Origin of the sequence: Geothrix fermentans DSM 14018 (assembly GCF_000428885.1) — a bacterium.
Lineage (GTDB): Bacteria > Acidobacteriota > Holophagae > Holophagales > Holophagaceae > Geothrix > Geothrix fermentans.
This window is the reverse complement of the sequence record NZ_AUAU01000013.1, coordinates 14,522-40,149: the sequence shown is the minus strand read 5'-3', so window position 1 is coordinate 40,149 and position 25,628 is coordinate 14,522. Positions and strand designations below refer to the sequence as shown.

The following is a 25,628-nucleotide window of genomic DNA, read 5'->3' as shown; positions in this document are numbered from 1 at the left end:
AATTGTTTTTATTTGTGACCTCCTGGGCCACTAAACCCCTGGTCCATCTGCGCGAAGATTGAGATGCGATCAGCCCGTTCGGGAGGCCTTTGACATGAAGCGGAAGCAGATGTGGATCCTCGGCGGAGGTCTGGCGGTCTTCGTGATCGCCGGCCTGAGCATCGCCGGCATGCGGGACAAGGGCATCGCCATCCAGGTGGCCACCGTGGCCCGGGAGAACCTGCAGGCGAAGGTGAGCGCCAACGGCAAGATCCAGGCGGTGACGAAGGCCGACATCTCCGCGAGCATCATGGGCCAGGTGACCCGCCTGGCGGTCAAGGAGGGCGACCGGGTCCACAAGGGCCAGTTCCTCATGGAGATCGATCCCCGCAGCGCCCGGGCCAACACCGAGGCCATGCAGGCCAGCCTGCACGCCGCCCAGTCGGACCTGGCCTCCGCCACAGCCAACCTCGCCCAGGCCAAGTCGGATTTCGAGCGGGCCAAGGCCAACCGGACCGCCGGCATCATCTCCGCGGCGGACTTCGAGCGGGCCAAGACGGGCTTCGAGACGGCCCAGGCCGCCCAGGAGACCGCCCGCCGCCGTGCGGAGCAGGCCAAGGCCAACGTGAGCCAATCCCACGTGGGCCTCGGGTTCTCCACCATCTCCGCGCCCATGGATGGCGTGGTCACCGCGCGGCGCATCGAGCTGGGGGAGACCGCCGTCCCGGGCATCCAGAACCAGCCCGGCACCGTCCTGCTCACCGTTTCGGACATGAGCAAGGTCGAGGCGGAGATGGAAGTGGACGAGGCCTCCATCCCCACCGTGAAGCAGGGCCAGGAAGCGCAGATCCGCATCGACGCCTACCCCAACCAGGTCTTCCAGGGCCAGGTCACGGAGGTGGGCGGCAGCCCCATCCTGAAGACCAGCGTGAACGACGCCACCAAGTTCAAGGTCAAGGTGTGGATCAAGGATCCGCCCCTCACCATCAAGCCCGGCCTCTCCGCCCAGGCGGACATCTTCACCGGCAGCCGCGACCAGGCTCTGGCCATCCCCTTCCAGGCCCTCGTCATGCGCGAGATCAAGCTCAAGCCCGGGGAAACCCACAAACCTGGCGCCCCCCGCGAAGAGGAAGGCGTGTTCCTGATGGAATCCGGCAAGGCCAAGTTCGTGGCCGTGAAGACGGGCCTCATGGGCGACCTGTCCGTGGAGGTGCTCTCGGGCCTCAAGGGCGGCGAGACCCTCATCACCGGCCCCAACCGGGCCCTGCGCGACCTCAAGGGCGGCGAGGCCGTGCGGGTGGAGAAGGCGAAGAAGAAGGACAAGGACAAAGACGAGGCCAAGTCCTGAGGCCGGACCATGAACCCCACTGAACTCTTCCGCGCCTCCCTGAGGGCGATCCGGGCGCACACCCTGCGCAGCTTCCTCACGCTGCTGGGCGTCATCATCGGCGTGGCGACCATCGTGGCGGTGGTGGGCGTGATCTCCGGCCTGAACACCTACGTGAAGGAGAAGATCATCGTCCTGGCGCCGGACGTCTACGTCGTCCAGAAGTTCGGGATCATCCGGAGCCGGCGGGAGTTCATCGACGCCCTCAAGCGGCCGCCCATCACCTGGCACGAATACGAGCGGCTCTCCAGCGGCATCCTCAAGGAGTCCTCCCAGATCTCCGCCGCCGCGGGCAACTCCATGCCCGTGCACAGCGGGGACCGCCACCTGGACAACATCGCCGTCATCGGCATCACACCCAACTTCGCCGACCTGTTCAACCTGGAGTTCGAGGCGGGGCGCTTCTTCACCGAGAACGAGGACCAGGGCGCCCTGAACGTCGCCGTCATCGGGGCCAACACCCGCGAGGAGCTGTTCCCCCACCTGGATCCCGTGGGCCGCACGATCCTGATCCGCGGCCTGCCCTTCCGCGTCATCGGGCTCATGCCCAAGCAGGGCCGGAGCATCGGCTTCAACCAGGACGGGCGGATTTACATCCCCCTCCAGGTCTACCGGAAGAACTTCATGACCTCCAACGAGAGCCTGGAGCTGCAGATCAAGGCCCGCAACGGCGTGGAAGGGCTGGACGCCTCCATGGACGAGGTGCGGGCCCTGTTCCGCGCCATGCGGCACACGAGCTTCCGCAGCCCGGATCCCTTCGGCATCCTCACCCAGGAGAGCCTCCAGGAGCTCTGGAAGACCATCAGCAGCGCCGCCTTCATCCTGCTGATGCTCATCTCCAGTGTGAGCCTCGGCGTGGGCGGCATCGTGATCATGAACATCATGCTGGTGAGCGTGGTCGAACGGACCCAGGAGATCGGCGTCCGCATGGCCCTGGGGGCCCGGAAGCGCGACATCCGGTACCAGTTCCTCCTGGAGGCGGCCCTCCTGTCCGCCGCCGGGGGCGTGGTGGGCGTGCTGGTGGGCTCCCTGGGAGCCTTCACCGTCCGGGCCGTGGCGGACTTCCCCGCCCAGATCACGCCGGGCATCGTCCTCACGGGGATCCTCCTCAGCACCCTGGTGGGCCTGGCGGCCGGGTTCCTGCCCGCCTACCGCGCCTCCAACCTCGTCGTCATCGACGCGATCCGGGCGGAGTGACCATGGCCAGCCGCAAAGCCGGATTCCGGGGCATCGGCAGCGAGAACGTCAAGTTCGCCCTGCGGGCCATGGTGGCCCAGAAGCTGCGGAGCTTCCTCACGCTGCTGGGCATCGTGGCGGGCGTGGCCACGGTCATCGCCATGGTGAGCTTCGTCTCGGGCTTCAACGATGCGGTCACCGACAGCTTCTCCAGCTTCGGCACCACCCTCGTGCAGTTCCAGAAGTACGAGCCCCGCTTCGGCGGCGGTCGTCTGCCCGAGGACCAGAAGCGCCGCCGCGACCTCACCATCGAGGACGCGGAGGCCCTCAAGCAGACGGCCACCCTCGCCGCCGCCGTGTCCCAGGAGCGCTACCTCTTCGGCAACGACGCAGCCAACCTCAGCATCAAGACTCCCGAGGGCCAGGAGGGCAACAACCCCACCTTCCTGGGTACCAACCCCGACTATGCGCCCTCGAACAACTCCTTCATCCAGGACGGCCGCTTCCTCGTGGATGCGGACGTGGTCCACAGCGCCCGCACCTGCGTGCTCGGACCCATGACCGCCGAGGCCCTCTTCGGCAAGCGGGACCCCATCGGCCGCACGGTCCTGGTGAACGGCGTGGCCTTCAGCGTCATCGGGCTCCTGGAGAAGAAGGGCAGCTTCCTGGGTGGCGATGCGGACAACATCCTGATCATCCCCATCAGCACCTTCGACGAGATGTTCCCCCAGGTGAAGAACGGCGGCGGGGACACCATCCACATCGCCACGGTGCCCAAGGATCCGAAGCGGATGTACGACATGATGGACCAGGAGGTGGCCATCCTCCGGGCCCGCCGAGGGCTGCGGGCCAACCAGCCCAACGACTTCGCCATCTTCACCAGCGAGGCCCAGCTCAAGACCTTCCAGCAGATCACCGGCGGCATCGCCGGCGCCATGGTCCTCATCGCCGCCATCGCGCTGCTCGTGGGCGGCGTGGGCGTCATGAACATCATGCTGGTGAGCGTCACCGAGCGCACCCGGGAGATCGGCGTGCGCAAGGCCCTGGGCGCCACCCGCAGGGACATCGCCATGCAGTTCCTGGTGGAGGCCATCAGCCTCACGGGCGTGGGCGGCGCCGTGGGCATCGCCGTGGGCCTGGGCATCGCCATGCTGGTGCGCCTGGCCTTCGAGTTCCCGGCGGCCGCCCCCATCTGGAGCATCGTCCTCGGCTTCGGCGTCAGCACGGCGGTGGGGCTGATCTTCGGGCTGTGGCCGGCCTTGAAAGCCGCGAAGCAGGATCCGATCGAGGCCCTCCGCTACGAGTAGCCTCAGCCCTCCACCACGGTCTTCACGCTGAACGCCGGGGGATGCTCGATGTGCTTCTTCACGGTGCACTGGCTGGCGGTGCGCACGAGGGCCTCGTGGTACTTCTCCGGGAAGCTGGGCGGCACCAGGATCTCCAGCTCCACCCGGCCCACCATGCCGGTGGCGGGGTCGGGCACGGTCCGCTGGACCAGCCGGATGCCTTCGGTCGGCAGGTCCCGCTGGCGGCAGAAGTTCAGGACGTAGATGCCGGCGCAAGTGGCCAGGGAGGCCTGGAACAGGGCGAAGGGGCTGGGCGCGGACCCTTCGCCGCCCCCCTGGACGGGCTGGTCCGTCTTCACCGTGTAGGGTCCGAAGTGCGCGTCCACCCGCGCGCCACCCGGAAAATCAATGACCATCTCCATACCCTGCTCCCTGTTGCACCTGACTCTGACGGTGCTACAATATTCTAACATAATCAAACAGGATTATCAATCATTCCCCCTGGAAGGTGGCTGGCCGCACCCCTGAATGACACGGGCCCTCCGCTGCACGACCATGGACCGAAGATCCCCGGAGCCCCTCATGAGCAAAGCTGACACGCAAGGACCGGTGACGCTGCTGGACCTGAAGTTCCAGGCTGAGCGCACGGTGGCGGCCTTCCTCATCCGCACCTCCGAGGGGCCCGTCCTCGTGGAGACGGGGCCGGAGTCCCTCTACGACCACCTCCGCGAGGCCGTGGAGGGCGAGGGTTTCGCCTTGGAGGACATCCGGCACGTCTTCGTCACGCACATCCACCTGGATCACGGCGGCGCGGCCTGGCGGCTGGCGCGCCACGGCGCGAAGATCCACGTCCACCCCAAGGGGGCCCGCCACCTCCAGGATCCGTCGAAGCTGCTGGACTCGGCCCGGCGCATCTACGGCGACGCCATGGACCGCCTGTGGGGCCGGCTCGAACCCATCGCCGCGGACCGCATCGTGCCCATGGAGGACGGCGAGACGGCGCGCCACGGTGATGTGTCCATCCATGCGATCCACGCCCCGGGCCACGCCATCCACGAGATCACCTACCGCCTGGAGGACGGCCTCTTCACGGGCGACGTGGGCGGCATCCGCATCGGGCACGGCCCCACCATCCCGCCCTGCCCGCCTCCGGACATCGACCTGGAGGCCTGGCGGGTGTCCATCCGGCGCCTGCGAGCCACCCGGCCCGCCTTCATCTTCCCCACCCACTTCGGCATCAAGCGCGACGGCGAGGCCCACTTCGACTCTCTGGAGGAGAACCTCCACCGCATCGCCGAGTGGGTGCGCCAGCAGCTCGCGGCCGGCACCACCGAGGAGGCCATGGTGCCCCGCTTCCAGGCCTTCCTGAACGGCCTGCTGGCGGGGTGCGGGCTGGATGAGCAGGCCATCGGAGACTACGAGATCGCCGACCCCGCCTTCATGAGCGTCTATGGCCTGGCCCGCTACTGGCGGAAGAAGGAAGCCGGCGCCTGATCGCTGCCCGGCCAATGGAGGAATCAGCCATGAATCCCTACGAGACCATGAGCCGCGAGGACCTGCTCCGGGCCCTCGAGATGTTCGCCAAGAACTGGCTGGCCCACGACGGCTGCTGGTTCCTGGCAGCCGAGGGGCGCGACGGCATGGAGGCGGCCATCGAGCTGGACGCCCTGGCCTGGAAGCGCTTCGCCCAGGCCGAGGCCAAGCGGATCATGGAGGCCTTCGACGTGCCCGCCGGCGGCGGCCTGGAGGCCCTCCGCAAGGCCCTGGACCACCGCATGTACGCCTTCATCAATGAGCAGCACGCCGAGTGGTCCGAGGACCGGGACGAGCTGACCTTCGTCATGGACCGCTGCCGCGTGCAGGAGACGCGCCGACGGAAGGGCCTGCCGGACTTCCCCTGCCGCCCCGTGGGGGAGGTGGAGTTCAACGCCTTCGCCCACACCGTGGATCCCCGCATCGAGGTAAATTGCCGCCACTGCCCGCCGGACACCCCCGAGGGCGCCACCTGCGCCTGGCGGTTCCGGCTGAAGGGGTGATATCAATTTGCATTCGATCGTTAAAGATCCACCACGGAGGCACGGAGCATGGGCACACAGGAGGCGCTGGGTCCGGAACGCTTGGGGCGTGTCCGACCCGGCGCCTCCTGTGGCTTCCGGCGCAGCCGGAAGCGGCCTCCGGCCTGCCCATCACGGAGTCGCACGGAGGCCTCCGTGCCGCCCCCGTGGGTTCTGTGTCTCCGTGGTGAATCTTAATTGTTGCTGGTGATTGGGTATGAGGCGCCCCTCAGGGCTCACGGGCCCGAGGGATCTCCCAGCTCGAGAACGCCTGCCAGGGCCACGGCCAGAGCCCTCATCTGGGCGGGCGTGGCCTTTCCGAGGCGCTTGGCCAGCCGCGCCTTGTCGACCGTGAAGACCTGGGTGGCGTTGGCCCAGGAATCAGCCGGAAGACCGTTCTCCTTTCCCCGGGGGATGGGGACATAGAAGGCATAGGCCCGTTGCTGGGTGGTCAGGGGCACGACGATCGTGGTGCGAGCGCCGGCCGCATGGTTGCCGAGATCGGACTGAATGATGAGGCCCGGCCGGAAGCCACCCTGCTCCGAACCCCGCCGGGGATTCCAGTCCAGCAGCCAGATCTCGCCCCGGCTGCACCGCGGAAGGTCGCCGTTCACTTCGGCTTCCGGGCCCGATAGCTGCGCCGCCGGGGTTCCGCCGCCAGCTCGGCTTGGGCCTCGAAGGCATAGGCCACATCCTGGGCCTCGGCGTCCTTCCCGTAGGCCGCCCAGTCCGCCGCCAGCTTGCGCCGGGCTGCGGCCGCCTGCTCCCGCCGCAGCAACTCGGCCACCCACCCATTCACGCTCATGGCATGGGCCTCCGCCGCCTCCCGCAGGAAGCGCCCGAGATCGTCGTCGAGGCGGAGCGTGGTGCTGAACATGACATCATCCTTTGAAGTCATTTTATGATTCCATTTTTAGAAAGCAAGCCAGCTTGCCATTTTAGTCAGAACATATCGTTGATCGAAAATATTTTATTGTTTATCGATATTTTTATATTGACTTTCGATTCACCGAAAGCAGACTTCCCCGCAAGGAGATTTCCCATGAACCGTACCCAGCGCCTCAGCCGTGTCTCGCGCCACTACGCCTCGGTGGTCTTCTGGCTGTGCCTCATCTGCCTGATCCTCTCCCCTGGCCTGCTCTTCCTCAATGGATTCGCTCTGGACGTCGCCAATCACCACTTGCGGATGCTGGATGTAGATGGGCTCCGCTTCAGCACCGGCCATGTGGGGTGGATGCTCAGAACCATGGTCGGAGCCTGGGTCGCCAGCGGCTTCACCGTGGCCATCCTGTCCCTGGGCACCCTGATCCGGCTGCTGCATCAGTTCGAGCAGGGAACCGCCTTTTCCCCGGAGAGCGCCCATCTGGTGCGCTTCCTGGGCTGGATCCAGGTGGCCGCGGCTCTCGCCGGATTCCTGTTGTACGGGGGGCTGGCATTCGTCACCAAGGCCCTGACCGCCCAGACCATCCACCCGTGGTGGGTTGCAGGCAGCTCCTCCCTGAACGACCTGTTCTTCGGGGGCGTCATGCTGTTGGTCGCCTACGTGCTGGAGGAGGGCTTCCGCCTGAAGACCGAACAAGACCTGGTCATCTGAGCCGTCCCCATGCCCATCATCGTGACCCTCGACGTGGTACTCGCCCAGCGCAAGCTGAAGCTGGGCGACTTGGCCGAGCGCGTGGACCTGACGCCTGCCAACCTGTCCATTCTCAAAACCGGCAAGGCCAAGGCCATCCGGTTTTCCACCCTGGAAGCTCTCTGCCGCGAGCTGGACTGCCAGCCCGGAGACCTCATCCGTTACGAGCCAGAACCGGACCGATGAGCCCCTCTTTCCCGTTCTTCACATAACCGGATCGCGCAGCGATCCGGTTCCCGCCAAACTGGAACCATGGACGCCCAAGAATTCCGCCGCCTCGGATACCAGCTCGTGGACTGGATCGCGGACTACCGCGAAGGCCTCGAGCGCCTGCCGGTCATGAGCCGGGTGCAGCCCGGCGACATCCGCGCCGCCTTCCCGGACCATCCGCCCCTGCACGGGGGCCGCGTGGCCCAGGCCCTGGCGGCCCTGGAGCGGGACGTGCTGCCGGGCATCACCCACTGGAACCATCCATCCTTTTTCGCCTACTTTCCCAGCAACACCAGTTACAGCTCGATCCTCGGCGACCTTGCCGCCTCGGGCCTGGGGGCCCAGGGCATGAGCTGGCAGACCAGCCCCGCCGCCACCGAAGTCGAAGAGGTCGTCATGGACTGGCTGCGCCAGATGGTGGGCCTCAGCCCGGCCTTCACCGGCGTCATCCACGACACCGCCAGCACCGCCACCTTCACGGCCCTGCTCTGCGCCCGGGAGAAGGTATCGGACTACGCCCAGAACACCGAAGGCCTCCAGAGCGGCGAAGCGCCCCTGGTGGTCTACGCCTCGGACCAGTGCCACAGCTCCATCGAGAAGGCCGCCCTCCTGGCGGGCTTCGGCCGCAGCTACCTCCGCCTCATTCCCACGGACGAGAACCATGCCATCCGCCTGGACCTGCTCCAGGCCGCCATCGAGAAGGATGTGGAGATCGGCCTCCGCCCCTGCGCCCTCGTGGGTGCCGTGGGCACCACGGCCACCACGGCGCTGGATCCCCTGCCCGCCCTGGCGGACCTGGCGCAGAAGCACGGGATGTGGCTCCACGTGGACGCGGCCATGGCCGGCACGGCCATGGTGCTGCCCGAGTGCCGCTGGATGTGGGAGGGCATCGAGCGGGCCGACAGCCTGGTGTTCAACCCCCACAAGTGGATGGGCGTGGGCTTCGACCTCAGCGCCTACTACGTACGCGATCCCCAGCACCTCATCCGCGTCATGAGCACCAACCCCAGCTACCTACGCACGGCCCAGGACGGCCAGGTGAGCAACTTCCGCGACTGGCACATCCAGCTGGGCCGCCGCTTCCGGGCCCTCAAGCTCTGGTTCTACCTGATGGATGTGGGGGTCGAGGGGCTCCAATTCCGCCTCCGGCGGGACTTGGAGAATACGAGCTGGCTGAAGGAGCAGGTGGACGCCGCGGCCGACTGGGAGCGCCTGGCGCCCGTGCCCCTCCAGACCCTCTGTCTGCGGCACCTCAGGCCCGGCCTGGACGAGGCCGGGCTGGCCCAGCACAACCTGGAGATCGCCCGCCGCATCAACGAAGGCGGCCAGGCCTACCTCACGCCCTCCCTGCTGAAGGGGACCCAGATCCTCCGGGTGAGCATCGGCGCGGAGGCCACCGAGCGGCGGCACGTGGAGGCCCTCTGGAAGGCCCTGAAGCAGGCGGCAGCCGAGGCCTGAAGGGGGCTCGAGCGCGAGGAGCCTTTCGTACTCAGCCTTTTCCCGTTGCGTCCCTCCCCCCGCCAGGGCACACTTGGCGCACCATGATTCCTGTCGCGACCATCAACCCTCGCCCTAGCCAGCCCACCTCCGGTGTGCCGGCAGGAGGGGATTGAGCCAGTCGTCAGGACGCTCCGCTCACATCCGCCCCCGGGTCGCACACCGACCCGGGGGTTTTTCTTTGGACAGGCCCCCATGACCCCCAGCTCCAGAACCGTCCCGGACCACGCGCGGCGCGCCCGCCTCTCCGCGGCCCGGCGCATCGTCATCAAGCTCGGCACCCAGGTCGTGGTGGACACCGAAGGCCGGCCGGCCCTGAGCCGCCTGTACGGCCTGATGGAGACCGTGGCGGCCCTCCGCCGCCGGGGCGGCCAGCCCGTGCTGGTCTCCTCCGGCGCCGTGGGCCTCGGGGCCCGGCAGCTGGGCATCCGGCCCGAGGGGCTCTCCCAGAAGCAAGCCTGCGCGGCGGCCGGGCAGGGCCAGCTCATGTCCCTCTACCAGGAGGGCTTCGCCCGCATGGGCCACTGCGCGGCGCAGGTGCTCCTGACGGAGGACGACTTCGCGGATCCCCTCCGCCATGCCAACCTCCGGCGGACCCTGGACACCCTGCTGGCGCTGGGGGCCATCCCGGTCCTCAACGAGAACGACACCGTCTCCACCCTGGAGCTGGAACGGCCCTCGCCCGGCCGGAGGCCCATCTTCAGTGACAACGACCACCTCTCGGCCCTGGTGGCCACGCACCTGGAGGCCGACCTCCTGGTGCTCCTCTCGGACGTGACCGCCCTGCACACGCGCAACCCGGGCCTGCATGCGGACGCCGAGCCCCTGGCGGAGGTCCCCTTCGGGACCGATCCTCAGGCCAGGTTCGAGGGCACCTCGGGCCGGGGGCGGGGGGGCATGGTCAGCAAGGTGGAGGCGGCGCGGGCCGCGGCACGGGCCGGGGTGCCCGTGGTGCTGGCCTCGGGCCTCGCCATCGGCATCCTCGACCAGATCCTCGCGGGGGATCCCGTGGGGACCCTCTTCCTCGCCGCACCCAAGGGAGCCCGGCCATGAGCGACGCGACCCTCAGCCCCCTCCAGATCCAGGCCATGGCCCAGGCGGCCCGGGAAGCCTCCCGCCACCTGGCCACCACGCCCGGCACGCGCCGCTCGGCGGTGCTCGTCGGGCTGGCGGATCTCCTGGAAGCCCAGATACCCGCCCTCCTCGCGGCCAATGCCGAGGATGTCGCCGCCGCCGGGGATAGCCTGCCTCCCGCCACGCTCCAGCGCCTCAGGCTGGATGAGGCCAAGGTCGCGGCCATGGCCCAGGGCGTTCGGGCCGTGGCGGCCCTGCCGGATCCCCTCCACCGGGTCCAGCTGCACCGCCAGCTGGACGAGGGACTGGAGCTCACCCGCGTGGCCTGCCCCCTGGGCGTGCTCTGCGTGGTGTTCGAGGCGCGGCCGGATGCCCTGATCCAGATCAGCGCCCTCGCCCTCAAGAGCGGCAACGCCGTGCTGCTCAAAGGCGGCCGCGAGGCCGCGCGCTCCAACGCCGCGCTGCTGGCCGCCGTGCGGCGGGCGTTGGCGGAGGAGGGCCTGCCGGAGGACGCGGTCCAGGGCCTGCCGGATCGCGAGGCCGTGGCGGCTCTGCTGCAGCGCCCGGACCTGGTGGACCTGGTGATCCCCCGGGGCTCCCGGGAGCTGGTGCTGAGCCTCCAGGCCGCGACCCGCATCCCCGTGCTGGGCCATGCGGACGGCATCTGCCACATGTACCTCGACGCCGCGGCGGACACCGGCATGGCCGTGGCCCTGGTGCGCGACGCCAAGCTGCAGTACCCCGCCGCCTGCAACGCGGTGGAGACGGTCCTCATCCACCGCCGCGCCGCGGCCCGGCTGCTGCCGGCCCTGGCGGCAGACCTGGCCCCGCGCGGCGTGGAGCTGCGCGGCTGCGCCGCCTGCCGGGAACTCGAACCCGGCCTGGGCGTGGCCACGGAGGCAGACTGGGACGCGGAGTACGGCGCCCCCATCCTGGCCCTGAAGGTCGTGGAGGATCTCGACGGGGCCCTGGCCCACATCCGCGCCCACGGCAGCGGGCACACGGAAGCCATCGTGACGGAGGATCCCCGGGCCGCGGCGCGGTTCCTGGCGGAGGTGGACGCCGCCGGGGTGTTCCACAACGCCTCCACCCGCTTCGCCGACGGCTTCCGCTACGGCTTCGGCGCCGAGGTGGGCATCAGCACCGGCCGGATCCACGCCCGGGGCCCCGTGGGACTGGAGGGCCTGCTCAGCTACCGCTACCTCCTCCTGGGCCACGGCCACCGGGTGGAGGACTACTCGGGGTCCGCCGCCCGGCCCTTCCGGCACCGAGATTTGGGTGGGGATCTGGGCGCCGGGCTATAAACATCAATTATTGATACATAAGACTCTATAACTTTGAACCGAGGCTCCGGGATGGTAGCCTTGACCCACGTTCGTCGCTCCTGGATCGCCGCAGGGGCGACTTTTTCGTATCGGGAGGACCCATGGCCGTCTTGCTCTCCCCTGAAACGCCCGCCTTCGCCGTGCCGGAGGCCAACCTCGTTCCGGTGAGCGGCCACCTGAAAGACCTGGCGCCGATTCCCGCCTCCCGCATGTTCCTCATCAACAAGTCCCTGAAGGTCTTCAAGGAGAAGCAGCCCGGCGTGCCGACCTACGACGCCAGCCAGGGTGACGGCGGCGCCTCGCTGCCCGGCGTGCCCGCGGAGCTGCTGGACCGCGCCTTCCAGATGCAGAAGGAGCACGGCACCGCCTACGACATGCCCTACGGCACGGACGCCTACCGCAAGGTGGTGGCCGAGCAGTACTGGAAGTTCGCGCCGGACACGGGCTGGGGCCCGGCCAACGTCATCGGCACCCAGGGCGGTCGCGACGGCCTCCAGAAGGCCTACCAGGCCATGCTGGCCCTGGGCCACGGCCGCCAGGGCGACGTGGTGGTGGTGAGCCGCGTGCCCTGGATCAGCTACAACTGGGGCCCCTACGGCATCGGCGCCAACGTGATGTGGGCACCCGGCCGGCCTGAAGAAGGCTGGGCCTACAGCGAGGACGGCATCCGCGCCTGCGTGGCCGAGGCGGCGAAGCACGGCCGCAAGATCGCGGGCCTGGTCATCACCTGCCCCGACAACCCCACGGGCCAGACCATCACCATGGAACGCCAGATCGCCCTGGCCCGCACGGCCCTGGAGGCGGGCGTGGCCTACGTCCTGTTCGACTGGATGTACCACGCCGTGGGCGACGGCGAGCCCAACGACGTGAACGTGCTGCTGCGCGCCTTCGAGCCGGAGCTGCGCAAGCGCCTGATGATCCTCGACGGCCTCACCAAGAGCCTGGGCGCCTCCAACATCCGCAACTGCCACCTGCTGGCCGACGCGGACGTGGTCAAGACCATCGTGGCCCAGGCCTCGCACACGGTCATGCCCTCCTTCTTCAGCCTGGCCGTGGCCATGGCCGCCTACGAGAAGGGCCTCCAGAAGGCCGCCGCGCCCATCATCGAGCCCACCCGCGCCAGCCGCGCCTGGCTGCGCGAGTTCCTGAAGAAGCAGGGTCTCACCCACATCATCGGCCAGGGCTACTACGCCTTCATCAAGGTGTCGGATTCCTTCAAGGCCAAGGGCTGGACCGACTCCGAGCCCATGGGCCAGTACCTGGCGGAGGAGCACGGCGTGGCCGTGGTGCCCGGCGCCTTCTTCAGCCCCTATGGCGCCGAGTGGATCCGCTTCTCCTACGCCACCCCGCCCGACCGCACCCAGGGCGCCGCCGAGCGGCTCCTGGCGGCGCTGAAGTCGCTCCAGAGCTGAAAAAGATCACCACCAAGACACCAAGGCACCAAGAAAGACAAAAACCCAATCTTTTGCAGTTCTTGGTGTCTTGGTGCCTTGGTGGTTCGCAGTTTCGTATTTCGTGGATTCCGGAGCACCTGTGTTCGACCTGAACGCTTTCGTCGAGAAGTTCCAGCTGGCCCGCAAAACGGCGCTGGAGACACGCCCCGGGGGCGGCCTCTGCGGGCTGGAGCTGGAGTGGAACCTGGTGGATCCCCAGTTCCGCCCGCTGCTGACCGTGGGCACGGGTCCGGACCGCATGTCCTTCGTGGACCACCTGCGCACGAAGGTGCTGGCTCCCTGGACGGGCGAGTACCACCAGCTCGAGGTCTTCCACTGGATGATCGAGTGGGTCACCCGGCCCTACCACACGCCCCGGGGCGCGGTGTACGAAGGCCGCCTCCTGGAGGCCGCCCTCATCAACGCCCTCTACAAGGCCGGTCGCGCCTTCGGGGAGCCCCTGCATTACTGGCACGGCAACCTGCTCGTGCTGCCTGAGATCGGACCCGACTGCGTGCCCGAGTCCTGGCACCTGGCCAAGCGGCGCTACCTCCAGCGCTGCGTCGAGATGTACGGCACCGAGCTGGCCACGGCCGGCACCCACTGCAACCTGAGCCTGCCCGAGCCCATGCTGGCCTGGGACTTCATGCACCTGCCCGCCTCCCAGCGGGGGGACCACCACCTGGACGGCTACAAGAACCAGGTCTACATCACCGGCACGCGGCTCATGCGGGCCTTCGCCTCGCTCTTCATCGCCACCAGCGCCAGCACGCCCCTCCAGGCTTCCGAGGAGAACGGCAAGCCCGTCGTCCGGCTCACGCCCTACGAGTCCGTGCGCAACCTCACCTTCCCGAACCCGCCCGCCCTCGACGTGCCGGACCTGAACCGCAGCCACGCCGACTACCTGCGCCTGTCCTACGACCTGGTGCGGCGCGGCGTGCGCTTCGGCAACAACAACTGGATCCCCGTGCGCGCCCGGTCCCAGGCCGAGCCCGTGGAGCGCCTCATCCAGGTCACCAGCGACCAGCTGCACGACATCTACGCCCGGGGCCTCTTCGCCGCCGGCGAGACCCGCAACGTGGAGGACATGGCCGCGCAGATCGAGCGGCAGAACCTCTTCGCCCGCATCGACCTGCCCATGGCCCGCGTGGAGGTGCGCACCGACGACCCCGGCCACGAGCTGGCCCTGGACGTGGCCAACCTCACCCTCAAGCACCTGCTGCTGCTCCGCTTCTACGCGGATCCCGACTTCGCCCGCGGCTTCCGCTACGACGCCGAGGACATCACCCGCGCCCGGCGCAACGAGGAGTTGGCGGCCAAGGAGGGCCTGAACGCCGTCATCGAGGATCCCCTCACGGCCAAGCCCGTGGCCATGCGCGTCTTCCTGGCCTGGACCCTCAACCAGCTGCGCCCCATGGCCGAGGCCCTGGGCCTCTGGGACGACCTCCAACCCCTGCAGGCCATGGTCGAGGGCGCCCCCAGCACAGCGGAGAAGATCCGCCAGCGGCTGAAGGCCAAGCTCGGCACCTCGGACATCGTGCCCCCGGCCCTGCTCGTGGAGCTGGCCGAGGCCCGGAAGGCCCAGGTCCGCGACGAGGTGGAGAGCATCACCGGCCGCCTGGCCGACCTCGGCGCCGAGCAGGACAAGCTCAAGGACTTCATCGAGCACGCCCGCGACGAGGTGCATCTGGATCCGCGGGCCCCCGTGCGCTTCCGCCCCCGGCCCGCGGCCGTGGTGGAGGGCACCTACGCGACCAAGACCGCCGAGGTGCTGGCCGTGTCCCAGCGCCTCATCCGCATCCCCAGCGTCACCGCCTGCCCCGAGGAGCGCATGCCGGAGATCCACCGGGCGGCCACCTACATCTACGACTACCTGCGCAACCACGGCGTGCCCGTGCGCTACTTCAACCAGGCCGCCTTCCCGGCCGTGCTGGCCCACTTCCCCGGCGGCGAGCAGGCCCCGGCCATGCTGTGCGGCCACTTCGACGTGGTGGAGCCCGAGCCCGACGACAGCCAGTTCGAGCCGAAGATCGATGGCGACTACCTCTGGGGCCGCGGGGCCGCGGACATGAAGACCGTGCTCTCCACCTACCTGGTGTGGATGAAGGACACCTTCAAGAAGGGCGCCCCCTACCCGCCCGTGAGCCTGCTCATGCTGGGCAACGAGGAGAACGGCGAGCTGGAGCCCATGGGCACGCCCCACGTGCTGAAGCAACTGAAAGAGGAGTCGGGCTACGAGCCCTCCTTCTTCGTGGCCGGCGAGCGCACCGGCGAGAAGGGCACCGAATTGTGGGGCGAGGTCTGCACCCAGAACCGCGGCGTCCTGCGCTTCGAGCTGGTGGCCAAGGGCACCCGCGGGCACAGCGGCCTGGCCGGCGGCGCCGACCTCACCGAGCGCCTCCTGGGCGCCCGCGAGGCCCTGCGCGAGCTGTTCGCCAAGCGCCTCACCCTGAAATCCGCCGACGGCTGGCAGTCCCTGGCCCGCTTCGCCTACATCCAGGTGGGCACGCCGGGGATCTTCAACATCACGCCGGACCGGGGCGCCCTGGGGGCCGAGATCCGCCCCATCCCCCAGGACGACATCTCCGGCCTGCGCGCCGACATCGAGGCCCTGGCCGCGGAGCGGGAGCTGGAGTTCGTGCCCTCCGCCTGGGAGCCCGGCGTGGCCTGCGACCCGGAGAACCCCTACCTCAAGGCCCTGCTGGCGGGCATCGAGGCCGCCGGCGGCGAGGTCCGCCTCGGCCGCAAGGGCGCCGGCACCTCCGCCCGCTTCGCCCCCGGGGGCCAGGGCGTGGTCTGGGGCCAGACCGGCATCGGCCCCCACGCTGCCGGCGAGCGCCACTTCATTCCCAGCATCGATCCCTACTACCGGGCCCTGGAGGCCTTCGCAGACCGGCTGAAGGCCTGAACCCAGGCCTGACTGCCGGTAGGGCCAGAGCTCGTGCCGAAGGTCACTGTCAAAACAACTTCATGGCGTCACCATCGTGGCTGGGTTTCCGTGTGAAGGTCTGATCTTCCGGAAACCCGGGAGCGTTCCTGATGAGTCATGTCCCGAGCCGGCCGGAAGCTGCCCGCGCGAACCGCCGCGCCCCCGGCGCGCTGATCCCGGTCTGCGGGTGGTGCGGGAAAGTCCGCGACGAGGCGGGGTCCTGGATCCCCGCAGAGCAGAACCTCCCGAACCTCACGGGCAGGATCCTCACGCACGGCGTATGCCCGGATTGTGCCAGGAAGCTCTTTCCCCGCCGCAGGACGGCGGCCTGAAGGTGCACCTTTTTCACTGACGGCACATCGTGCCGGGCATGAATATTCCTGCTCATCAAGGTTGTAGTCCGGGGACCAATCTGTCGATCATGAGGCAGGAGAACGTGTTCCCTCGCCTTGGTGGCGTCGCCGTTCCCGAAGGCATCCGCATGATCCGCAGGCTGAGCCAGCTCGTGTCCAGGCTGTTCCCCCTGGACGATTCATCCCCCATGGAGATCGGCCTGTTCCGGAAGACATGCCTGGCCACGGCGTTCTTGTCGCTGTTCATCGTCATCCCGGCCAACTACCTCCAGGGCCTTCCCCTCCGGTTGAACCTCGCCCTGCTGATCTTCAGCGTTCTGGCCTATGTGCTGTACCGGGCCTCCATGCGCGGCGTGCATGCGATGAACACCTTCGTGGGACTCGTGGTGCTGCTGCTCGACTTCAGCTGGTTCATGAACGCGGGTTCACATGGCAGCATCGGCATGTTCATGTTCAGCGGAGTCCTGGTGCTGAACATCTTCTTCCAGAGCCTGGCCCGGTGGCTGTACCTGGTGGCATTCATCCTGAACGGACTCGCGCTGCTGTGGCTGGAGCGCGTGTTTCCGGCCCTCGTCGTCCCCTACTTCAGCCCGCTCGACCGCCAGTGGGATCTCATGACGAGCTTCGTGGTGAGCACCTTCGCGTGCATCCTCGTCGTCCGGATCGTGCTGGCTGCCTACAACCGAGAGCGCGAGGGGCTCAAGCACACGAACGCACAGCTCGAGCAGGCCCTGGCCGAGATCCGGACCCTCCAGGGCCTGCTGCCCATTTGCAGCTGGTGCAAGAAGATCCGGGACGACGAGGGACTGTGGACCCAGGTGGAGGACTACGTGGCGAAGCACACGGACGCATCCTTCACCCACGGCATGTGCCCTGAGTGCGCCAAGACCCACTTTCCCGGCAAGGAGGACCAGGTTCTCAGAAGTCCAGGTTCTCCGTGATCCGGGTGCCGTCTTTCCCGAACGTCTCGAGGAAGGTGGCGATGCGCTTCTCGGCCTCGGCCAGGCGCTCCACGCCGAGGTTCAGGTTCAGCAGGTCCACGTACCAGGGCGCCTTCACGGGGCTGTTCACGTAGGCCTGGACGATGGCCCGGGCCACGGGAAGGGTGGTGTCCTTGGAGTCATCGTGGACATCGCGGTTGCCGGCCTTGCGGAGCTTGGCGTACTCCTCGTCCAGCAGACGGGCGAAGAGGCCCGGCGTCAGCGGGTCGCCCACGGCCGTGCCCGTGGCGGCGTCGGCCTCGGTGAAGACCGCGCCCTTGTGCAGCCACTCCCAGAGGATGGAGAGGCGGATCTCGCCCGTGGCCATGTCCTCCATGAGGTAGAGCACGTCGTCGTTGCCGAAGAAGTCCGCCGGCTTGAGGGCCGCGGCCTGAAAGCCCCGCAGGAAGGCGTTGCCGTACTGGAGGGCCACGGAGAGGAGGTCGCGGGCCCCGGCGATGGTGCGGGGCGCAGGCTCCAGCCGCATGAGCCCGGCGGCGTCCTCGGGGCCGTAGGTGAGGGCCGGGAAGGCGCGGCCCATCTGGTTCTCCTGGCCCACCTTCTCCCAGACGGGACGCACGATGTGGACCATCTTCCAGTGGGCCACCCACTTGCCCGAGGCGCCCTCGCGCTGCTCGCGCTCGGCGCCGGCGACGGCCCGCTTCATGCTGGCGGTGACGCCCGCCTCGGATCCCACGGGGATGTTGGGCTCCATGCCACCCTGCCACAGGGCGAAGCGGCCGTTCCGGTCCGGGGTGTTCATGGCCCGGCGCACCCGGTCCTCGTAGGTCCGCATGTAGCCGTAGGTCATGGTGATGGCGCTGATGTCGGGGTTCACGAAGGCCTTGTCCCAGGCCAGGGCGTCCGAGACGCTGTTGATGTAGTCCCAGCGGCCCGTGTTGAAGCCCACGAAGTGGGGCGCCAGCGCCGCGCGGATCTCCATGAGCTGGAAGCACTGCTCCAGCTGCTCCACCAGCACGTAGCACTTGATGGTGCCCACCTCCAGGCCCAGGTGCTCCTCCAGGGCCACCAGCATGGCGTTGAAGAGGGCCGCGTCCTCGGCGGTCTGGGTCTTGGGCAGGTAGAGCACGATGCTGCGGCCCGCGGCGCGGAGCCGTTCGTGGTTGTTCACCACGTAGAGCGCCATGTCCGCGATGGAGGCGGAGAAGCCGTGACTGTTCCGGCGGAGGTGGCGGTCCTCCAGGTGCAGGCCCCGCACGCGGTAGATGACCGTGGTGAAGTCCAGCTGCTTGCGCCAGTCCTCGATGATGGGGCGGCCGAAGAAGCCTTTGGCCCACTGGTTCATCTCGCGGCTGACCTCCTCGGCCACTGCGAGGAACAGCGGATCCCGGGCGAGGGCCAGCTTGAGGTTGCGGTGGTTGTCCAGAGACATGGTGTCCACCTGGCCCAGGGCGTCCTCGCCGTCGAACATCCAGCCGTCAGCGCCGGAGAGCAGGGCGTAGGCCACGTTGCGGATGCCCGAGCGGGTGTCGGAGCGCGGCTTGGTGGCCGGTCCTGTACCCTGGATCCACTGGCGCTGGAGGTCCGGCGGGATCACGGCGCCGTCGAAGTTGCCGGCGCGGGCGTCCGCCACCGTGAACGGCTTGCCGGGAACCTTCGAGGCGGGATCCAGGAAGCCGATGCGTTCAGCGGCTCCGGCGCGCTGCTTCCGCCGGACCAGGCGCGCGGCCATGCGCTCCCGGCGCTGGTCGTCCAGGGGCGCCAGGGCCTCCAGGGCGCGCAGGACCTCGGGCGTGTAGACATCGGGGTAGGCGGACAGGACGGCGTCGCGGAATTCGAGGGTCATGGTCGGTCTCCATGGGGGAAACGGCACGGACGGATGCATCCATTCTGGCGGATCGGGGGGTGCTTCCACCGGAAGCGGGGCTTGTCAAACAGGTGTGCGTGTCAATCGCATGTCAATCACAGCGTCCCTGGCTGTCAATCGAGGTTCATCGCCGCAGGGCCATGCCCACCTTCACCAGGCGGAAGGCCCGGGCAGCGGCGGCTTCGACGAGCGCGGCGCCCTGGCCCATGCAGTCCTCCAGGGTCATGGGCTGGGGCACCGTGGTGGCCAGGGCGTCGATGCCGTGGCCCAGCACATCGTCCGCCCCGTCGCCCAGGCCCCCGGCGATGCAGACCACGGGCACGCCGTGCCGCTTGGCCACCGCCGCCACGCCCACGGGCGCCTTGCCCATGGCCGTCTGGAAGTCCGTGCGGCCCTCCCCGGTGACGACCAGGTCCGCGCGCTGGGCCAGGGCCTCGAAGCCCGTGGTCTCCAGGACGATGGACACGCCGGGGCGCAGGCTGGCGGGCGTGAAGAAAAGCAGGCCCGCCCCCAGGCCGCCGGCGGCGCCGGCGCCCGGCAGCAGGGCGATGTCGCGGCCCGTGGCCGTCTGGGCCACGCTCGCGAAGACGCCGAGGGCCGCGTCGAGTTCCCGCACCATCTCGGGCGTCGCGCCTTTCTGGGGCCCGTAGACGGCGGAGGCGCCCCGGGGGCCGCAGAGCGGGTTGTCCACATCGCAGGCCACCAGGACGCTGGCCTCGGCGAGGCGGGGGTCCAGGCCAGAGAGGTCGATGCGGGTCAGACGGGCCAGAGCCGCGCCACCCTCGGGCAGGTCGCGCCCTTCGGCATCCAGGAAGCGCGCGCCCAGGGCCCGGGCCATGCCCGTGCCGCCGTCGTTGGTGGCGCTGCCGCCGATGCCGATGACGAGCTTGCGCAGGCCGGCGTCGAGGGCCGCCTTCATCAGCTCGCCGGTGCCGAAGGTGCTGGTGATGCGGGGATCCCGGCGGTCCTTGGGCACCAGGGGCAGGCCCGAGGCCGAGGCCATCTCGATGAAAGCGGTGCCGCCGTCGCCGGAGATGCCCCAGTGGGCCCGCACGGGCTCGCCCAGGGGCCCGCGGACGTCCGAGTGCATGAGGCGTCCGCCCGTGGCGGCCACCAGGGCTTCCACGGTGCCCTCACCGCCGTCCGCGATGGGGACCTTGGTCACCTCCGCTTCGGGGAAAACCGCATGGATGCCCCGCTCCATGGCTTCCGCCACGCCCAGGGCCGACACACTCCCCTTGAAGGAATCCGGAGCCACGATGATGCGCATGGATCAATCCTCATTCATTCAGGAAAATCTTCACCACCAAGACACCAAGACACCAAGAACTGCTTTTTTTCTTTTCTTGGTGCCTTGGTGTCTTGGTGGTGATCTTTACGCTTCAGCTCAGGGAACGAGCCCGGGGGCCATGAACGCGAAGGCGAAGACCATGAGGCCCAGCAGGATCACGTAGGGGATCGTGTACTTGATCGTCTGGCGCATGATCAGGCCTTCCTTCCCGGCCAGGCCCACGGCGGTGGCGGCGATGACGATGCTCTGGGGCGAGATCATCTTGCCGGCGGAGGCTCCGGCGCTGCCGGCGGAGGCCATGAGGATGTCCGAGAGGCCCATGCCCTGGGCGGTGAGCTTCTGCAGGTTGCCGAAGAGGGCGTTGGCGGAGGTGTTGCTACCGGTGAGGAACACGCCCAGGGTGCCGAACAGGGGGCTCAGGAAGGGGTACACGTGCTTGCTCACCAGGGCCACGATGCCGTTGGCCATGGTGGCCACCATGGAGATCTGCTTGGTGGCGAGGTCGCCCACCACGGCCAGCTTGGTCTTGGGGTCCACGATGGGCAGGGCCATGTTCATCACTTCGGCGATGGCGAGGATGCTGGCCACCGCGATGAAGGAGGGGATCATCTGCTTGAAGGTCCTGCCGAACTGCTCGCCCATCACGCCGTAGCTGATGCCCATGAAGGGGAAGGCGATGAGGCCGGCGATGAGCATGATGGTGCCGGGGCTCTGGAGCCAGGTGAACGCATAGAGCTTGCCGGGGTTGTAGATCTGGGCCTTGACGACCACCCAGCTCCAGCCCGCCGCCGCGCCGCTGAAGAGGGGCTTGGTCTTGGGCAGGTTCACGGCGATGACGAGCACCGCCAGCAGCAGGTAGGGCAGCCAGGAGAGGAAGAGCTCCTTGGGATGGAACTCGCGCCGCTCCCCGGTGGCCGGAGCCTCACCCTCGAAGAGCCAGGGCTGGGCGTGCTTCTGGAAGTTCAGGTAGATGGCCGTGGCCACGAGGCAGACGAGGCCGGCCAGCACGGAGGTGAGGTCCGCGCCGATGAAGTTGGAGACGAGGAACTCGGTGATGGCGAAGCTGAGGCCGGAGACCAGGATGGTGCCCAGGGCGCCCTTCAGGCCCTTGGACTTGGACATGGCGTAGACCGTGGCGAAGGCCATGATCAGCGCCAGGGGCGCCATGAAGCGGCCCGTCATCTGGGAGAGCTTCATCACGTCCAGGCCCGTGGTCTTGGCGAGGGTCACCGTGGGGATGGCGAGGGAGCCGAAGGGCACGGGGCCCGTGTTGGCCACGAGGCACACCAGGGCGGCCATCATGGGGTTGTAGCCCAGGCCGATGAGGATGCTGGCGGGGATGGCCACGGGGGCGCCGAAGCCGCAGATGCCTTCGAGGAAGGCGCCGAAGCCGAAGGCGATGAGGAGGGCCTGGGCCCGGCGGTCCACGGTGAGGTTCGCCATGGCGCCCTGCATCTTGTCCATCCAGCCCGTGGCCTTCAGCACGTTGTAGACCACCAGCGCGCCGAAGGGGATGTACATGATGGGGAAGATGCCCGTGAGGCCGCCCTGGAAGGCCGCCAGCACCGTCGTCTTGGCAGGGAAGTGGAAGGCCAGGATCGCCGCGAGGATCGTCACCAGCAGGGCGATGGGCGCCACCTTCGCCGCCGGTTTCATCAGCAGCGGGATGCCGATGAGCAGAACGATGAGGGGCAGCGTGGCTGCGAGGATGCTCAAAAACATTGTCGACCTCCGAATCGGTTGCCAAACAGTATCTGGGGTCGGTCTGACCACCAAGCCAAAACCTTTTTTTGGACACAAGGGCCTGAATCCCATGGACCCAGGCCCTTGCAATGTCACGCCTCGAAATGGATTTTATCGGCTCGAATTGTCGTGGTCGGACCACCAGACCTATTTGGTTTTCACGGGATCCGCAGGCCGTTTCGGCAGGTGCATGGGCTTCTCGGCCATGCGCTTCAGCACCTCCTGCACGCCCCGCTCCAACTGGCGGTCGTGACCCTCCAGCAGGGAGGCCGGATCGTTCTCCACCTCGATGTCAGGCGTCACGCCCTCGCCTTCGATGATCCACTCGCCCGTGGGGGCGTTGGTGCCGGACTGGGGCACGAAGACGCTGCCGCCGTCGATGAGCGGTGAGTTGCCGCCGCCCACGACGCCGCCCCAGGTGCGCTTGCCGATGAGGGGCCCGAGGCCTGCGAAGCGGAAGTGGTAGGGGAAGATGTCGCCGTCGCTGGCGCTGGTCTCGCTGGTGAGCGCCACCATGGGCCCGTGGAACACAGTGGAGGGGTAGGTCGTGGGGTGCTCGCCCGCATAGCCGAAGCGGGTGCCCAGCAGCTTCTTGCCCAGCCGTCCCAGGATCATCTGGCTGATGTTGCCGCCGCCGTTGGCGCGGACATCCACCACCAGGCCCTCCTTGCGGATCTGGGGGTAGTACCACTTGATGAACTCGTAGAGGCCGGGGGCGCCCATGTCGGGGATGTGGAGGTAGCCCACCTTGCCGCCGCTGAGCTTGTCCACGGTCTCCTTGGAGCGCAGCACGAAGTCCAGGTAGCGCAGGCTGGCCTCGCTCTGGATGGGCTGGTAGGTCGCCTGCCGCGCGCCCTCGAAGCTGGGCCTGGCGTTCAGGGTGAGCGTCACCGGGTAGGTCTTGTTCCGCAGCAGCCGGTAGGGGCAGTCATCGGCCTTCAGCTCCGCGCCGTCGATGGCCAGGATGTAGTCGCCCTCGCGGGCGTCCACGCCGGGCTCGGTCAGCGGGCTGCGGTACTTGGGCTCCTCGTTGTGGCCCCGGTAGATGCGGGCCAGCTTGTAGCGGCCGGCCTTCTCGTCCAGCTCGAAGCGGGCGCCGGGCAGGCCCACCTTGGCGCGCTCGGGCAGGAACTGGTCGCCGCCCTCGGTGTAGGTGTGGCCGATGTTCAGCTCGGAGATGAGCTCGGTGAGGACATAGGTCAGGTCCGAGCGGTGGGTCACATGCTGCAGCCAGGGGCGGTACTGCTCGCGCAGGGCCTTCCAGTCGTAGCCGTGCATGTTCTTCACGTAGAAGAAGTCGCGGAAGCGCCGCCAGGTCTCGTCGTAGACCTCGCGCCACTCTTCCGCGGGGATGCGGTCCACGTAGAGGTCTTTGGTGGAGACTGTCTTCTTCTCCGCGGCCTTGGGCTTGGCGTCGAGGAGCTGGTACGAGGCCGCGGGCCCCTGCCCGGCCCGGGCCAGGAGCTTGGCGCCGTCCTGGCTCAGCGTCCAGCCCTGTACCTCCGGCAGCAGCTCGCTCTCCTGGCGCTTCTTCAGGTCGAAGATCCAGAGGCTGCTCCCGCCGGGGCGCCGGCCATTGGCCTCGCCGTACACGAAAGGCTGGTTCTTGCTGTAGAGCAGGAAGCCCTTCACGGCCTCCAGGCCGCCCAGGTTGTCCGCGGGCACCGGCACGCGCACGCCCCGCTGCTCGAAGCCGTCGAAGTCGATGCGGACCGGGGCCGGGGCCTTGGCCTCCTCGGGCTTCTTCCCGCCCTCCTCCTTCTTCTCGGGCGCGGGCTTCTCGGGTGCTGCGCCCACTTCGTCGCTCTCCGGCGGGAAGGGATGGGCCACGTCCTTGCGCAGGGTGTAGGCCACGAGGTCCGTGTTGCGGTTGCCCGCGTAGTCGAACTCCAGGTTGCTGATCTGGGGCGCGTAGTCGCGGCGGCTGAGGGCGTAGAGGTACCTGCCTTCGGGGTCCCAGGTGGGCTCGGTGGCGGTGAACAGCTCGCCGGTGAGGCGGTGGAGCTGCTGGTCCGCCAGGCCCCACACCTGGAGGCTGCGCGTGCCGTTCAGGTTGGCCAGGGAGAAGGCCAGGAACTGGCCGTCCGGCGACCAGGCCAGGTCGCCCACCCGGGCGAAGGGATCCTTGGCGGCCTTCGCGAGCTTCTTGTCGGCCGCGCCGAGGACGTAGACCACACCGTCCTTGTCCGTGAAGGCCAGGTGCTTGCCATCCGGGGCCCAGACGAGGTTGTTGAGCTGGCCCACCAGGCCGCTGGTGAGGGCCTCGGGCCTGCCCTTGCCATCCTGGGCCACGAGGTAGACCTGGTCCTCGCCGCTCAAGTCGGAGATGAAGGCGATGGTCTTGCCGTCCGGCGACCAGCGGGCCAGGCGGTCGTGGGCGCCGGAGCTGTTCGTGAGGTTGCGCACGGGCCCCTTCTCGATGGGCACGGTGAACACCTCGCCCCGGGCCACGAAGAGAGCGCGCTCGCCCTTGGGCGAAAGGGCGAAGCCCTCGATGTTCTTCTCCACGCTGATGCGGGAGGGCCGCGAGGCGCCGCCGTCCGTGGGCACGGTGATGGAAAGGCCCCTGTCGCTGCCGTCCTTCACGTTGAACACATGCAATTCGCCGTTCAGCTCGTAGACGATGCGGGACTGGCGGTCGCTGGAGGGCCAGCGCACATCCCAGGTCTTCTGGAAGGTGAGCTGCTTCACGGCGTCCGTGGCCGGGTCCACCGAGTACAGGTTCAGGGTGCCGCCGCGGTCCGAGGCGAAGTAGACCTTGTCGCCGATCCACATGGGATCGCGCTCCGTGCGCGGACTGGCGGCCACCTTCTTCTGCTGCTTCGTGGCCAGGTCGAAGACGTAGAGGTCCTGCGCCCAGCCGCCCTGGTAGCGCTTCCAGTGGCGGAAGTCCCGGAACATGGGCGCGTAGGCGAGGCGCTTGCCATCCGGCGAGAAGGTGCCGGGGCCCGCTGTGGGCATGGGCAGCTTCTGGGGCAGGCCGCCCTTGAAGCTCACGGTGTAGAGGGCCGTGCGGCTCAGCACCCCGTCGGCATCGCTGGCGGCGCGGAACAGCACGCTGGAGCCGTCCGGCGTCCAGCCCACCACCTGGTGGTCGTAGCCGCCCCGCGGCGGCAGGGGTCCCGCCGCCGGATCGAAGGTGAGCTGGCGGGGGATGCCGCCCTCGCTGGGCATGACGTAGACCTGCTCGTCGCCGTCGTACTGGCCCGTGAAGGCGATCCACTTCCCGTCGGGGCTGAACTTCGCGAACAGCTCCAGGCCCGGGTGCGCCGTCAGCCGCATGGCCGTGCCGCCCGCGGCCGGGGCGCTCCAGAGATCGCCGCCGTGGGTGAACACCACCTTGTCCCCGTGGATGTCCGGGAAGCGCAGCAGCTTCGTCTGGGCCTGGGCCGTGCCCGCCAGGGCGAGGGCCAGGGCCAGCCTGGAGAGGAGGAAGGGTCGTCCGGGCAT

Annotated in this window: 20 protein-coding genes; 13 read left to right on the top strand and 7 right to left on the bottom strand. The window is 68.5% G+C overall.

Annotated elements, in window-relative coordinates:
* Window positions 1–94 precede the first annotated feature (94 nt).
* From G398_RS16665 to G398_RS0106210, 3 genes are read left to right on the top strand one after another with little or no spacing between them, the layout of a single operon-like run.
* A complete protein-coding gene (locus G398_RS16665; RefSeq protein WP_043483962.1) occupies window positions 95–1,327 on the top strand; it encodes an efflux RND transporter periplasmic adaptor subunit in 1,233 nt (410 codons plus the stop codon).
* 9 nt (window positions 1,328–1,336) lie between these two features.
* Window positions 1,337–2,563 carry an ABC transporter permease gene (locus tag G398_RS0106215; protein WP_026852957.1) on the top strand — a complete coding sequence of 409 codons (1,227 nt, stop codon included), beginning with the start codon at window positions 1,337–1,339 and terminating at the stop codon, window positions 2,561–2,563.
* A gap of 2 nt (window positions 2,564–2,565) precedes the next feature.
* Window positions 2,566–3,849: an ABC transporter permease gene (locus tag G398_RS0106210; protein WP_052571575.1), complete on the top strand. Its 1,284-nt coding sequence runs from the start codon at window positions 2,566–2,568 to the stop codon at window positions 3,847–3,849.
* Window positions 3,850–3,851: 2 nt separating this feature from the next.
* Here the strand turns inward: G398_RS0106210 and G398_RS0106205 are convergent, their stop codons facing one another.
* On the bottom strand, window positions 3,852–4,250 hold the full coding sequence (locus G398_RS0106205) for an OsmC family protein (RefSeq protein ID WP_026852955.1): 399 nt from the start codon (window positions 4,248–4,250) through the stop codon (window positions 3,852–3,854).
* Window positions 4,251–4,410: 160 nt separating this feature from the next.
* Here G398_RS0106205 and G398_RS0106200 point away from each other — a divergent pair, with 160 nt between their 5' ends.
* On the top strand, window positions 4,411–5,322 hold the full coding sequence (locus G398_RS0106200) for an MBL fold metallo-hydrolase (RefSeq protein WP_043483959.1): 912 nt from the start codon (window positions 4,411–4,413) through the stop codon (window positions 5,320–5,322).
* Window positions 5,323–5,351: 29 nt separating this feature from the next.
* Window positions 5,352–5,864 (top strand): DUF6125 family protein, encoded by a 513-nt coding sequence (locus G398_RS0106195; RefSeq protein ID WP_026852953.1) that lies wholly within the window; start codon window positions 5,352–5,354, stop codon window positions 5,862–5,864.
* A gap of 254 nt (window positions 5,865–6,118) precedes the next feature.
* Here the strand turns inward: G398_RS0106195 and G398_RS0106190 are convergent, their stop codons facing one another.
* Both G398_RS0106190 and G398_RS16660 read right to left on the bottom strand, forming a co-directional pair.
* Window positions 6,119–6,496, bottom strand: coding sequence for a type II toxin-antitoxin system PemK/MazF family toxin (locus tag G398_RS0106190; protein WP_026852952.1), 378 nt, complete (start codon window positions 6,494–6,496; stop codon window positions 6,119–6,121).
* Window positions 6,493–6,759, bottom strand: coding sequence for a toxin-antitoxin system HicB family antitoxin (locus G398_RS16660; protein ID WP_043483957.1), 267 nt, complete (start codon window positions 6,757–6,759; stop codon window positions 6,493–6,495). The genes G398_RS0106190 and G398_RS16660 overlap by 4 nt, the downstream gene beginning before the upstream one ends.
* A 165-nt stretch (window positions 6,760–6,924) precedes the next feature.
* Between G398_RS16660 and G398_RS0106180 the strand changes: the two genes are divergently transcribed.
* The 8 genes from G398_RS0106180 (at window position 6,925) to G398_RS19400 (ending at window position 17,277) form a co-directional block, all read left to right on the top strand.
* Window positions 6,925–7,476, top strand: coding sequence for a DUF2975 domain-containing protein (locus G398_RS0106180; RefSeq protein ID WP_026852951.1), 552 nt, complete (start codon window positions 6,925–6,927; stop codon window positions 7,474–7,476).
* A gap of 9 nt (window positions 7,477–7,485) precedes the next feature.
* Window positions 7,486–7,701 (top strand): helix-turn-helix domain-containing protein, encoded by a 216-nt coding sequence (locus G398_RS0106175; protein ID WP_026852950.1) that lies wholly within the window; start codon window positions 7,486–7,488, stop codon window positions 7,699–7,701.
* A 66-nt stretch (window positions 7,702–7,767) separates the two neighbouring features.
* A complete protein-coding gene (locus G398_RS0106170; protein WP_026852949.1) occupies window positions 7,768–9,183 on the top strand; it encodes a pyridoxal phosphate-dependent decarboxylase family protein in 1,416 nt (471 codons plus the stop codon).
* 234 nt (window positions 9,184–9,417) lie between these two features.
* On the top strand, window positions 9,418–10,275 hold the full coding sequence (gene proB, locus G398_RS16655) for a glutamate 5-kinase (protein ID WP_084512097.1): 858 nt from the start codon (window positions 9,418–9,420) through the stop codon (window positions 10,273–10,275).
* A complete protein-coding gene (locus G398_RS0106160) occupies window positions 10,272–11,600 on the top strand; it encodes a glutamate-5-semialdehyde dehydrogenase (RefSeq protein ID WP_026852948.1) in 1,329 nt (442 codons plus the stop codon). The genes proB and G398_RS0106160 overlap by 4 nt, the downstream gene beginning before the upstream one ends.
* A 122-nt stretch (window positions 11,601–11,722) precedes the next feature.
* Window positions 11,723–13,033: an aminotransferase class I/II-fold pyridoxal phosphate-dependent enzyme gene (locus tag G398_RS0106155; protein ID WP_026852947.1), complete on the top strand. Its 1,311-nt coding sequence runs from the start codon at window positions 11,723–11,725 to the stop codon at window positions 13,031–13,033.
* 121 nt (window positions 13,034–13,154) lie between these two features.
* Window positions 13,155–15,962 carry a M20/M25/M40 family metallo-hydrolase gene (locus G398_RS0106150; protein ID WP_026852946.1) on the top strand — a complete coding sequence of 936 codons (2,808 nt, stop codon included), beginning with the start codon at window positions 13,155–13,157 and terminating at the stop codon, window positions 15,960–15,962.
* A 457-nt stretch (window positions 15,963–16,419) separates the two neighbouring features.
* Entirely contained in the window at window positions 16,420–17,277 is an 858-nt protein-coding gene (locus tag G398_RS19400) for a hypothetical protein (protein ID WP_157492304.1), read from the top strand.
* Here the strand turns inward: G398_RS19400 and G398_RS0106140 are convergent.
* The 4 genes from G398_RS0106140 to G398_RS0106125 form a co-directional block, all read right to left on the bottom strand.
* Window positions 17,255–19,123 carry an aldolase/citrate lyase/malate synthase family protein gene (locus G398_RS0106140; protein ID WP_026852944.1) on the bottom strand — a complete coding sequence of 623 codons (1,869 nt, stop codon included), beginning with the start codon at window positions 19,121–19,123 and terminating at the stop codon, window positions 17,255–17,257. The two genes, G398_RS19400 and G398_RS0106140, sit on opposite strands and share 23 nt — an antisense overlap.
* Window positions 19,124–19,268: 145 nt before the next feature.
* Entirely contained in the window at window positions 19,269–20,414 is a 1,146-nt protein-coding gene (locus G398_RS0106135) for a glycerate kinase (RefSeq protein WP_026852943.1), read from the bottom strand.
* Between the two features lie 117 nt (window positions 20,415–20,531).
* The gene (locus G398_RS0106130; RefSeq protein ID WP_026852942.1) at window positions 20,532–22,157 is read right to left on the bottom strand and encodes an L-lactate permease; all 1,626 of its coding nucleotides are present in this window, start codon (window positions 22,155–22,157) and stop codon (window positions 20,532–20,534) included.
* Window positions 22,158–22,325: 168 nt separating this feature from the next.
* Window positions 22,326–25,628 (bottom strand): S41 family peptidase, encoded by a 3,303-nt coding sequence (locus G398_RS0106125; RefSeq protein ID WP_026852941.1) that lies wholly within the window; start codon window positions 25,626–25,628, stop codon window positions 22,326–22,328.